The sequence below is a fragment of the Vibrio sp. 1401 genome (assembly GCF_033340295.1).
The window spans coordinates 1-10,918 of sequence record NZ_JAWOWF010000077.1 but is presented as its reverse complement, the minus strand read 5'-3'; the positions used below and the strand labels follow the sequence as shown (position 1 = coordinate 10,918).

Here is a 10,918-nt window from a genome sequence, read left to right as displayed (position 1 = left end):
AACCACCTCCGCAGCCATTTATTGGTGTGGTCTACAGAGGATTATGTCTTTTTAGAGGGGAAAATCCCTAGAACCCCATGATCGTGCCGTGATCGAAATCCAGATCCTTGACCCGCAGTTGCAAACCCTCACTGATCCGCATGCCCGTTCCATACAGAAGCTGGGCGAACAAACGATGCTCGCCTTCCAGAAAACCGAGGATGCGAACCACTTCATCCGGGGTCAGCACCACCGGCAAGCGCCGCGACGGCCGAGGTCTTCCGATCTCCTGAAGCCAGGGCAGATCCGTGCACAGCACCTTGCCGTAGAAGAACAGCAAGGCCGCCAATGCCTGACGATGCGTGGAGACCGAAACCTTGCGCTCGTTCGCCAGCCAGGACAGAAATGCCTCGACTTCGCTGCTGCCCAAGGTTGCCGGGTGACGCACACCGTGGAAACGGATGAAGGCACGAACCCAGTGGACATAAGCCTGTTCGGTTGGTAAGCTGTAATGCAAGTAGCGTATGCGCTCACGCAACTGGTCCAGAACCTTGACCGAACGCAGCGGTGGTAACGGCGCAGTGGCGGTTTTCATGGCTTGTTATGACTGTTTTTTTGTACAGTCTATGCCTCGGGCATCCAAGCAGCAAGCGCGTTACGCCGTGGGTCGATGTTTGATGTTATGGAGCAGCAACGATGTTACGCAGCAGGGCAGTCGCCCTAAAACAAAGTTATGCAGCCAAATCCCAACAATTAAGGGTCTTAAAATGGTAAAAGATTGGATTCCCATCTCTCATGATAATTACAAGCAGGTGCAAGGACCGTTCTATCATGGAACCAAAGCCAATTTGGCGATTGGTGACTTGCTAACCACAGGGTTCATCTCTCATTTCGAGGACGGTCGTATTCTTAAGCACATCTACTTTTCAGCCTTGATGGAGCCAGCAGTTTGGGGAGCTGAACTTGCTATGTCACTGTCTGGCCTCGAGGGTCGCGGCTACATATACATAGTTGAGCCAACAGGACCGTTCGAAGACGATCCGAATCTTACGAACAAAAGATTTCCCGGTAATCCAACACAGTCCTATAGAACCTGCGAACCCTTGAGAATTGTTGGCGTTGTTGAAGACTGGGAGGGGCATCCTGTTGAATTAATAAGGGGAATGTTGGATTCGTTGGAGGACTTAAAGCGCCGTGGTTTACACGTCATTGAAGACTAGTCCTTTGCATAACAAAGCCATCAAACCGGACGCCAGAGATTCCGCGCCTGTTGCGCATGGCTTCGCCATTTTATGCGCAATAGGCGCGCCACCCTGTCGCCGTTTATGGCGGCGTTAACCCAAAGGAGTATCGTGAAAATATCACTAATGGCTGCAAAAGCAAGAAATGGGGTTATTGGCTGCGGCTCGGATATCCCGTGGAACGCTAAAGGTGAGCAGCTGCTTTTTAAAGCAATAACTTACAATCAATGGCTCTTAGTCGGCCGTAAAACATTTGAGGCAATGGGGGCTCTCCCAAATAGAAAGTATGCAGTTGTCAGCCGCTCAGGATCGGTAGCTACTAACGATGATGTGGTTGTGTTTCCATCTATAGAAGCAGCAATGAGGGAGCTAAAGACTCTTACGAACCATGTTGTTGTTTCTGGTGGTGGAGAGATCTACAAGAGTCTGATCGCCCATGCCGACACGCTACATATCTCGACAATAGATTCCGAGCCAGAGGGCAATGTTTTCTTTCCGGAAATCCCCAAAGAGTTCAATGTGGTGTTCGAGCAGGAATTTCATTCAAATATAAATTATCGCTATCAAATCTGGCAAAGGGGTTAACCATCCAAGCCATCGGACACATTTTGCTTCGCTGCGCTCAAAACGCAAAATGTGCCGCTGCTTAGCGGCGTTAGATGCACTAAGCACATAATTGCTCACAGCCAAACTATCAGGTCAAGTCTGCTTTTATTATTTTTAAGCGTGCATAATAAGCCCTACACAAATTGGGAGTTAGACATCATGAGCAACGCAGTGCCCGCCGAGATTTCGGTACAGCTATCACAGGCACTCAACGTCATCGAGCATCATCTGGGATCGACGTTGCTGGCCGTGCATTTGTACGGCTCTGCACTCGACGGTGGCCTGAAGCCATGCAGTGATATTGATTTGCTGGTTACTGTGACTGCACAGCTCGATGAGACTGTGCGGCAGGCTCTGTTCGTAGATTTCCTGGAAGTTTCCGCTTCTCCCGGCCAAAGTGAAGCTCTCCGTGCCTTGGAAGTTACCATCGTCGTGTACGGCGATGTTGTTCCTTGGCGTTATCCAGCCAGACGGGAACTGCAATTCGGGGAGTGGCAGCGCAAGGACATTCTTGCGGGCATCTTCGAGCCCGCGACAACCGATGTTGATCTGGCTATTCTGCTAACTAAAGCAAGGCAACACAGCCTTGCCTTGGCAGGTTCGGCCGCGGAAGATTTCTTCAACTCAGTCCCGGAAAGCGATCTATTCAAAGCACTGGCCGACACCTTGAAACTATGGAACTCACAACCGGATTGGGCAGGCGACGAGCGGAATGTAGTGCTTACTTTGTCTCGCATTTGGTACAGCGCAGCAACCGGCAAGATCGCGCCGAAGGATGTAGCTGCCAACTGGGTAATGGAACGCCTGCCCGTCCAACATCAGCCCGTGCTGCTTGAAGCCCAGCAGGCTTACCTTGGACAAGGGATGGATTGCTTGGCCTCACGCGCTGATCAGTTGACTGCGTTCATTTACTTTGTGAAGCACGAAGCCGCCAGTCTGCTCGGCTCCACGCCAATGATGTCTAACAGTTCATTCAAGCCGACGCCGCTTCGCGGCGCAGCTTAATTCAGGCGTTAGATGCACTAAGCACATAATTGCTCACAGCCAAACTATCAGGTCAAGTCTGCTTTTATTATTTTTAAGCGTGCATAATAAGCCCTACACAAATTGGGAGATATATCATGAAAGGCTGGCTTTTTCTTGTTATCGCAATAGTTGGCGAAGTAATCGCAACATCCGCATTAAAATCTAGCGAGGGCTTTACTAAGCTTGCCCCTTCCGCCGTTGTCATAATCGGTTATGGCATCGCATTTTATTTTCTTTCTCTGGTTCTGAAATCCATCCCTGTCGGTGTTGCTTATGCAGTCTGGTCGGGACTCGGCGTCGTCATAATTACAGCCATTGCCTGGTTGCTTCATGGGCAAAAGCTTGATGCGTGGGGCTTTGTAGGTATGGGGCTCATAATTGCTGCCTTTTTGCTCGCCCGATCCCCATCGTGGAAGTCGCTGCGGAGGCCGACGCCATGGTGACGGTGTTCGGCATTCTGAATCTCACCGAGGACTCCTTCTTCGATGAGAGCCGGCGGCTAGACCCCGCCGGCGCTGTCACCGCGGCGATCGAAATGCTGCGAGTCGGATCAGACGTCGTGGATGTCGGACCGGCCGCCAGCCATCCGGACGCGAGGCCTGTATCGCCGGCCGATGAGATCAGACGTATTGCGCCGCTCTTAGACGCCCTGTCCGATCAGATGCACCGTGTTTCAATCGACAGCTTCCAACCGGAAACCCAGCGCTATGCGCTCAAGCGCGGCGTGGGCTACCTGAACGATATCCAAGGATTTCCTGACCCTGCGCTCTATCCCGATATTGCTGAGGCGGACTGCAGGCTGGTGGTTATGCACTCAGCGCAGCGGGATGGCATCGCCACCCGCACCGGTCACCTTCGACCCGAAGACGCGCTCGACGAGATTGTGCGGTTCTTCGAGGCGCGGGTTTCCGCCTTGCGACGGAGCGGGGTCGCTGCCGACCGGCTCATCCTCGATCCGGGGATGGGATTTTTCTTGAGCCCCGCACCGGAAACATCGCTGCACGTGCTGTCGAACCTTCAAAAGCTGAAGTCGGCGTTGGGGCTTCCGCTATTGGTCTCGGTGTCGCGGAAATCCTTCTTGGGCGCCACCGTTGGCCTTCCTGTAAAGGATCTGGGTCCAGCGAGCCTTGCGGCGGAACTTCACGCGATCGGCAATGGCGCTGACTACGTCCGCACCCACGCGCCTGGAGATCTGCGAAGCGCAATCACCTTCTCGGAAACCCTCGCGAAATTTCGCAGTCGCGACGCCAGAGACCGAGGGTTAGATCATGCCTAGCATTCACCTTCCGGCCGCCCGCTAGCGGACCCTGGTCAGGTTCCGCGAAGGTGGGCGCAGACATGCTGGGCTCGTCAGGATCAAACTGCACTATGAGGCGGCGGTTCATACCGCGCCAGGGGAGCGAATGGACAGCGAGGAGCCTCCGAACGTTCGGGTCGCCTGCTCGGGTGATATCGACGAGGTTGTGCGGCTGATGCACGACGCTGCGGCGTGGATGTCCGCCAAGGGAACGCCCGCCTGGGACGTCGCGCGGATCGACCGGACATTCGCGGAGACCTTCGTCCTGAGATCCGAGCTCCTAGTCGCGAGTTGCAGCGACGGCATCGTCGGCTGTTGCACCTTGTCGGCCGAGGATCCCGAGTTCTGGCCCGACGCCCTCAAGGGGGAGGCCGCATATCTGCACAAGCTCGCGGTGCGACGGACACATGCGGGCCGGGGTGTCAGCTCCGCGCTGATCGAGGCTTGCCGCCATGCCGCGCGAACGCAGGGGTGCGCCAAGCTGCGGCTCGACTGCCACCCGAACCTGCGTGGCCTATACGAGCGGCTCGGATTCACCCACGTCGACACTTTCAATCCCGGCTGGGATCCAACCTTCATCGCAGAACGCCTAGAACTCGAAATCTAACGTCCGTTCGGGCATCGAGGTCCATGTCGGGGTGGGACGGGCCCGTGGCTTCAAGATCACTTGCAGTCCGACCGCGATGTCTTGGTTGCGCGAGAGGTTGTCGATATCCTCCACTTCCATCATCAACCCTGGATAATGCCGCCGCCGTCATCGCCGCCGACGCCCGTGCCGGGCTTTTCGGGCCTGTCAGGCTTGCTCGGCCTTCAGCCTGCCTGGGCGAGATCTCCGGCGGACGGATTAACGGCGGAGCTTCGCCGCCTTTCGTGCGTGTGAAGGCCGAAGATAGTTCTCTCAAAAACATCCGTTTATGAGAGATACCAAATGTCATTTTCAGAAGACGACTGCACCAGTTGATTGGGCGTAATGGCTGTTGTGCAGCCAGCTCCTGACAGTTCAATATCAGAAGTGATCTGCACCAATCTCGACTATGCTCAATACTCGTGTGGGCTCTGTTGCAAAAATCGTGAAGCTTGAGCATGCTTGGCGGAGATTGGACGGACGGAACGATGACGGATTTCAAGTGGCGCCATTTCCAGGGTGATGTGATCCTGTGGGCGGTGCGCTGGTATTGTCGCTATCCGATCAGCTATCGCGACCTTGAGGAAATGCTGGCGGAACGCGGCATTTCGGTCGACCATACGACGATCTATCGCTGGGTCCAGTGCTACGCCCCGGAGATGGAGAAGCGGCTGCGCTGGTTCTGGCGGCGTGGCTTTGATCCGAGCTGGCGCCTGGATGAAACCTACGTCAAGGTGCGGGGCAAGTGGACCTACCTGTACCGGGCAGTCGACAAGCGGGGCGACACGATCGATTTCTACCTGTCGCCGACCCGCAGCGCCAAGGCAGCGAAGCGGTTCCTGGGCAAGGCCCTGCGAGGCCTGAAGCACTGGGAAAAGCCTGCCACGCTCAATACCGACAAAGCGCCGAGCTATGGTGCAGCGATCACCGAATTGAAGCGCGAAGGAAAGCTGGACCGGGAGACGGCCCACCGGCAGGTGAAGTATCTCAATAACGTGATCGAGGCCGATCACGGAAAGCTCAAGATACTGATCAAGCCGGTGCGCGGTTTCAAATCGATCCCCACGGCCTATGCCACGATCAAGGGATTCGAAGTCATGCGAGCCCTGCGCAAAGGACAGGCTCGCCCCTGGTGCCTGCAGCCCGGCATCAGGGGCGAGGTGCGCCTTGTGGAGAGAGCTTTTGGCATTGGGCCCTCGGCGCTGACGGAGGCCATGGGCATGCTCAACCACCATTTCGCAGCAGCCGCCTGATCGGCGCAGAGCGACAGCCTACCTCTGACTGCCGCCAATCTTTGCAACAGAGCCTCCGTCGCCATGCTCACCTCGCTTTGGTGCACACGAGTATTGAGCATAGTCGAGATTGGTGCAGATCACTTCTGATATTGAACTGTCAGGAGCTGGCTGCACAACAGCCATTACGCCCAATCAACTGGTGCAGTCGTCTTCTGAAAATGACAGCCACCTCCCCGATCCTGCCGCTTTTCACGTAAAATAACCCGTCAAAATATCAAGGAAAGAAAAGGCGCGTTTTTTGGAGGTTACATGCTGATAGGTTACGCCAGGGTATCAAGGGACAAGCAAGAAACGGCGCTGCAACTGGACGCCCTGGACAAGGCCGGGTGTCAGCGCGTTTACGTTGAGAAGCTATCAGGGGCCAGCACAGAACGCCCAGAGCTTGAACGGTGCCTAGATACCTTGAGGGAAGGGGATACGTTGATTGTGTGGCACTTAGACCGACTGGGAAGGAGCATCAAAGACCTGATCGAGATAGTCAGCTCGTTGAAGCGCCAGGGGATCGGGTTCCGCTCCCTAACCCAATCAGACATAGACACCACAACGGCGAACGGGGCTCTAGTGTTCCATGTGTTTGCGGCCTTGGCTGAATACGAACGCGCACGACTGCAAGAGCGCACACGGGCCGGGTTGGAGGCAGCAAGGGCAAGAGGGCGACGCGGTGGGCGACCCTTGGCCATGTCAGATGAAGACGCCAGGAAGGCAAGGGCCATGCTGTCGGATGTAGAGATAACGAAAGCTGAAGTTGCAAAACACTTTGGTGTGTCTAGGCCGACTTTAAACGCAGCATTGGCGAGATTGTCGCCATCTGATACCTAGCTGAAAGCCGCATCATAGCTCACTTCTCGCACTGCCATTTAACATAAAAAAGCATTATGCGCTGACAGATTGGCATGGTGGCTTGCAATTGTGGAAGACAGTTCTTTATTCTGTTTACCATACTTTCAGTATGGCGACAGTCGTTATGGAGTAGCGTTAATACTACTCAAATAGTATGGCTTGCATTGTAGGTTCTCGTAGTAGTCCAATGTGCTACATTCACAATTTCTGATGCTGTGCAACGGTCGGTTTCACGTCTAGGAATTGGGGGCATACAGTTACCATTACCATTTAAAGAAATGGCTGTGAATTGCTCTGATTTTTCGGGTGGGCAGCCCTGCCGGGATAGAAAAACCTCAGTATAGTCAGTGCAACTACATACAATCCGCATCCAACTATCCACACCCAACCATTCCAAGATTCGTGGGTTGCACTATACAAAAATGCAAAAATAAGTGGACCGATTACACCCGTGAGGTGTGTCAAACTGGTCAGCAACCCTTGCAATTGTCCTTGTGCTACCTGACCGACACGAACAGATATAATTCCCTGCAAAGCGGGAAGAGTTATGCCACCACAAGCGAGTAACAGCACAACTGGCCAAACCATCCAGCTTTGCGTAATGACTGCCAATAAAAGTAGGCCACAGCCATCAGCCAAGATGCCAACCACGATAGCTTTCTGATCTCCCAAATGTTTAGCGATAAAACCAGCAGCAAGTCCTTGAAACAGTGCGTGTGTAAGCCCAAACACAGCCAATGAAACACCGACCATTACGCCATCCCATACGAAGCGCTCTTCTCCGAATAAAACCCATAATGTTGCAGGGATTTGGCCAATCAATTGAATGATGAAAAAGACAACTAGCAATCCCGATAATGGGGAGATCATCTCGCGTATGGAGGATGTGGTTTCATTGATTGTTTCATTCTTTATCTCGTCACTAACCTGATTAGCATTATGGGTCTCATGTAAAATGAATAGGGAGACCAGAAATGCCAGCCCGTTAATAGCAGCAGCGAACATAAACGGTGCCTGTACCGAAAGTTGACCTGCAAAACCACCAATGACTGGTCCAGCAATCATACCGCCACCAAAACAGGCACCCATCATACCAAACCAATGTGTCCTGGATTCCTCAGGTGTGACATCGGCAATTGTTGAGGCTGCAACAGCTCCAGTCGCACCGGTAATACCAGCAATTAAGCGTCCCAGATACAACACCCACACTACGCTGGCTGTTGCCATTAATGCGTAGTCCAGTGTTGCACCTAAAAGTGAAAGTAATAATACAGGGCGACGACCTATGCGATCTGACCAGCGGCCGAGAAGAGGGGCAAAAATCACTTGCATCATTGCATACAGCGCCAATAAAACACCGTAGTTCTCCGCAACATTAGCCTTTCCAACAAACTCCCGTAATAACGCCGGTAAGACAGGCATAATTATGCCAATCCCCATGGCATCTAAAAAAATGATGACCAGTGCCATCATCACAGTGCGGTTCATAGTTAACGCTCTCTATCGGTGATAAGGTTTGAAAAGTAACTCTATCAGTGATAGATTGTCAACAGCGAAAGGAGATAGTGATGGCACGACTAAGCTTGGACGACGTAATTTCAATGGCGCTCACCCTGCTGGACAGAGAGGGGCTAGAGGGCCTGACTACGCGTAAGCTGGCGCAGTCCCTCAAAATTGAGCAACCGACTCTGTATTGGCACGTGCGCAACAAGCAGACCCTTATGAACATGCTTTCAGAGGCAATACTGGTGAAGCATCACACCCGTTCAGTACCGTTACCGACTGAGAGTTGGCAGCAGTTTCTCCAGGAAAATGCTCTGAGTTTCCGTAAAGCATTATTGGTCCATCGTGATGGAGCCCGATTGCATATAGGGACCTCTCCTACGCCCCCCCAGTTTGAACAAGCAGAGGCGCAACTACGCTGTCTATGCGATGCAGGGTTTTCGGTCGAGGAGGCTCTTTTCATTCTGCAATCTATCAGCCATTTTACGCTGGGTGCAGTATTGGAAGAGCAAGCCACAAACCCGACAGAATACAATACAGTGATGGACGCTGTGCCACCATTATTACAGGAGGCATTTAATGTTCAGACGAGAACCACTGCTGAAACGGCCTTCCATTTCGGGCTGAAATCATTAATAGTTGGATTCTCTGCACAATTAGATGAAAAATATATGTCCATCCAGGGTAATAATAAATGATGCTGTCTATGGGGCAGTACTAACGGTAGTAATTTTAAATCTATCGCCAGTGATTTTTATTTTTCACGCGACAAATATTCTTGAAAATGTGTATGTGCATAGCCTTTGATAAATTAGGGAGATCCGAACAAGAGGGGGATTTCTTTGCGGGTCTGGCGGTGTTTGCCATTGAACTCGTAGTCAGCGAAGGTCAGTTGATGGCTCACGTTGGTTCTCATCCATGGTACTAAGAAAATCTGATGATCTCGTGTCAAGGATTTGTTCGCACCCTCCCCATCACGTCAAATAGAGCCTGTTTTCCAACTTAAATGTCCTGTTTGCTCACGGAGCAGATGTAGTATTACTTTTGAGTTTCCAACTTAAATGTCACATTTGGTATCGTTAACTCATTGAATACTTTGATCTGCCAGTTTCCAACTTAAATGGTTGTGATCACCGTAAAAACACAGCAAACAAGGGTAAGGAAAAAGCCGAGCAAGCAGCCACCATAACAAATGGCATTGCTCAAACCCCTATTTTCAATAATCAAGAGATTGAAAAAGGCTTTTCGGATTTTAATGACCTTGGCCAGTCAAGAGGGCTTGAGGTTGTACGGGAACAAGTTGAAGCAACTCTTAATAAGGTGGCGACCGTGGATAAAGTAGAAGAAAACACCGGGCCGGTAATTACGGATAAATTCGAGCGTGAAATTGATACCGCCCTGTCTAATTCAGAAGACAATCAAAAACTCGGTATTCTGCGTGATGACCAAGGACGTTTTTGGGACGGGCAAGAATTTGGCGACCTGGAAGACGCCAAGCGTTATGAACCAGTGGAAGCCCTGAAAGTGGCTGTCCATGTTTCCCGTCAATACGAATCAGAGTTAGAGGGAAGCCATATTTATATTCGCGCCGTTGAACAAGACGAGCCAAGCGATAGCGACGGGGTTCACGTTGTAAACACTGACCAGGCTATGAACTGGCCACACCTTGAAGCCGCTTATAAGAGAGGGTTCGGCTTGAATCTGGATCGTGATGAAGCCCTGGCCATAACGGGGTTCTAGGGATTTTCCCCTCTAAAAAGACATAATCCTCTGTAGACCACACCAATAAATGGCTGCGGAGGTGGTTTACTTTCAGCTTGGAGCCTAATCATCCACTATCGGCCTTGTTATTTCGCCAATATTGGGCAATTTCCCAGTATTAGTGAAGTTATACGTTCCGCTTAAGTTGATATTTTGCCACGCAACGGGCGAAACAGCACGAGTGATACCCGCTTTCTCTTCATCTCCTCTCGCTTCAAAGTGTCCCAGCAGATGACTCAGTATCGCGGAGTTGAAGTAGATGATCGCGTTGGCAAGCAATCTTGCACATTCATTCCAGATAGCGATTTCACTCTCGTTTTTGCCTCGGAACTGATCGCCATTCACCGACGCAATAGCCCGTCTCAGGAAGTGCCACGCTTCTCCCCGGTTAAGGGCACGCTGAACGTACTGCCGCAAACTGGCATTGTCTATGTAATCCAGTAAATATTGCGCTTTGACCAGTCGATTATACTCCGTCAGCGCCTGTAATGTCGGGTGCCCCGAAGGATAACCAGACAACTTTCTTACCAGCATTGCCTGTGTCGTTCGCTTTGTCTGAAGTGACAGAACAATGCGCCTAATATCCTGCCATCCCGTTTCGATGACATTCGTCCTGATGGGCTTTTTCAGGGCAAGGTTGGTGCCGCCGTGTTCATTTTCAGTTACGGCAAACAGATCATTGATGACACTACTGAACTGCGCGTATCGCGGTGCAAAACTGTAACCGCATAGATCCAGTAAGGCG

The 10,918-nt window shown here is 52.0% G+C and carries 12 protein-coding genes and 1 pseudogene; 10 read left to right on the top strand and 3 right to left on the bottom strand.

Annotated elements, in window-relative coordinates; translation table 11 throughout:
- Nucleotides 1-76 precede the first annotated feature (76 nt).
- A pseudogene (gene intI1 / locus R7Z77_RS23075) lies at nt 77-574 on the bottom strand (class 1 integron integrase IntI1); the annotation flags it as partial.
- Nucleotides 575-746: 172 nt separating this feature from the next.
- Between intI1 and R7Z77_RS23070 the strand changes: the two are divergent.
- From R7Z77_RS23070 to R7Z77_RS23025, 8 genes are all read left to right on the top strand, one after another.
- Nucleotides 747-1,199, top strand: coding sequence for an NAD(+)--rifampin ADP-ribosyltransferase Arr-3 (locus tag R7Z77_RS23070; protein WP_001749986.1), 453 nt, complete (start codon nt 747-749; stop codon nt 1,197-1,199).
- Between the two features lie 132 nt (nt 1,200-1,331).
- Nucleotides 1,332-1,805, top strand: coding sequence for a trimethoprim-resistant dihydrofolate reductase DfrA27 (gene dfrA27, locus R7Z77_RS23065; protein WP_001749985.1), 474 nt, complete (start codon nt 1,332-1,334; stop codon nt 1,803-1,805).
- A gap of 180 nt (nt 1,806-1,985) precedes the next feature.
- A complete protein-coding gene (locus tag R7Z77_RS23060; protein ID WP_001749984.1) occupies nt 1,986-2,831 on the top strand; it encodes an ANT(3'')-Ia family aminoglycoside nucleotidyltransferase AadA16 in 846 nt (281 codons plus the stop codon).
- A 116-nt stretch (nt 2,832-2,947) separates the two neighbouring features.
- Entirely contained in the window at nt 2,948-3,295 is a 348-nt protein-coding gene (locus tag R7Z77_RS23055) for a quaternary ammonium compound efflux SMR transporter QacE delta 1 (protein ID WP_000679427.1), read from the top strand.
- Nucleotides 3,289-4,128, top strand: coding sequence for a sulfonamide-resistant dihydropteroate synthase Sul1 (gene sul1 / locus R7Z77_RS23050; RefSeq protein ID WP_000259031.1), 840 nt, complete (start codon nt 3,289-3,291; stop codon nt 4,126-4,128). Before R7Z77_RS23055 ends, sul1 begins: the two co-directional genes overlap by 7 nt.
- 127 nt (nt 4,129-4,255) lie before the next feature.
- Complete coding sequence (locus R7Z77_RS23045; protein ID WP_000376623.1) at nt 4,256-4,756, top strand: GNAT family N-acetyltransferase; 501 nt, start codon at nt 4,256-4,258, stop codon at nt 4,754-4,756.
- A gap of 506 nt (nt 4,757-5,262) precedes the next feature.
- Nucleotides 5,263-6,027 carry an IS6-like element IS6100 family transposase gene (locus R7Z77_RS23035; RefSeq protein WP_001389365.1) on the top strand — a complete coding sequence of 255 codons (765 nt, stop codon included), beginning with the start codon at nt 5,263-5,265 and terminating at the stop codon, nt 6,025-6,027.
- Between the two features lie 291 nt (nt 6,028-6,318).
- A complete protein-coding gene (locus R7Z77_RS23025) occupies nt 6,319-6,888 on the top strand; it encodes a recombinase family protein (RefSeq protein ID WP_011191339.1) in 570 nt (189 codons plus the stop codon).
- 291 nt (nt 6,889-7,179) lie between these two features.
- On the opposite strand, the gene tet(E) is transcribed toward R7Z77_RS23025, so the two are convergent.
- Nucleotides 7,180-8,397: a tetracycline efflux MFS transporter Tet(E) gene (gene tet(E) / locus R7Z77_RS23020; protein WP_017411290.1), complete on the bottom strand. Its 1,218-nt coding sequence runs from the start codon at nt 8,395-8,397 to the stop codon at nt 7,180-7,182.
- Between the two features lie 80 nt (nt 8,398-8,477).
- On the opposite strand from tet(E), the gene R7Z77_RS23015 reads away from it, so the two are divergent.
- Both R7Z77_RS23015 and R7Z77_RS23010 read left to right on the top strand, forming a co-directional pair.
- A complete protein-coding gene (locus R7Z77_RS23015; protein WP_017411289.1) occupies nt 8,478-9,110 on the top strand; it encodes a tetracycline resistance transcriptional repressor TetR(E) in 633 nt (210 codons plus the stop codon).
- A gap of 631 nt (nt 9,111-9,741) precedes the next feature.
- The gene (locus tag R7Z77_RS23010) at nt 9,742-10,152 is read left to right on the top strand and encodes a hypothetical protein (RefSeq protein WP_159408524.1); all 411 of its coding nucleotides are present in this window, start codon (nt 9,742-9,744) and stop codon (nt 10,150-10,152) included.
- 84 nt (nt 10,153-10,236) lie between these two features.
- Here R7Z77_RS23010 and R7Z77_RS23005 read toward each other — a convergent pair.
- Nucleotides 10,237-10,918: Tn3 family transposase (locus R7Z77_RS23005; RefSeq protein ID WP_206947111.1), on the bottom strand; the 682-nt coding region annotated here is incomplete at its 5' end.

Excerpts from the sequence above, each read along its gene's own strand:
- R7Z77_RS23070 (WP_001749986.1), top strand. The coding sequence starts at position 747 with ATGGTAAAAGATTGGATTCCCATCTCTCATGATAATTACAAGCAGGTG.
- R7Z77_RS23060 (WP_001749984.1), top strand. The coding sequence starts at position 1,986 with ATGAGCAACGCAGTGCCCGCCGAGATTTCGGTACAGCTATCACAGGCA.
- R7Z77_RS23055 (WP_000679427.1), top strand. The coding sequence starts at position 2,948 with ATGAAAGGCTGGCTTTTTCTTGTTATCGCAATAGTTGGCGAAGTAATC.
- sul1 (WP_000259031.1), top strand. The coding sequence starts at position 3,289 with ATGGTGACGGTGTTCGGCATTCTGAATCTCACCGAGGACTCCTTCTTC.
- R7Z77_RS23045 (WP_000376623.1), top strand. The coding sequence starts at position 4,256 with ATGGACAGCGAGGAGCCTCCGAACGTTCGGGTCGCCTGCTCGGGTGAT.
- R7Z77_RS23035 (WP_001389365.1), top strand. The coding sequence starts at position 5,263 with ATGACGGATTTCAAGTGGCGCCATTTCCAGGGTGATGTGATCCTGTGG.
- R7Z77_RS23025 (WP_011191339.1), top strand. The coding sequence starts at position 6,319 with ATGCTGATAGGTTACGCCAGGGTATCAAGGGACAAGCAAGAAACGGCG.
- R7Z77_RS23015 (WP_017411289.1), top strand. The coding sequence starts at position 8,478 with ATGGCACGACTAAGCTTGGACGACGTAATTTCAATGGCGCTCACCCTG.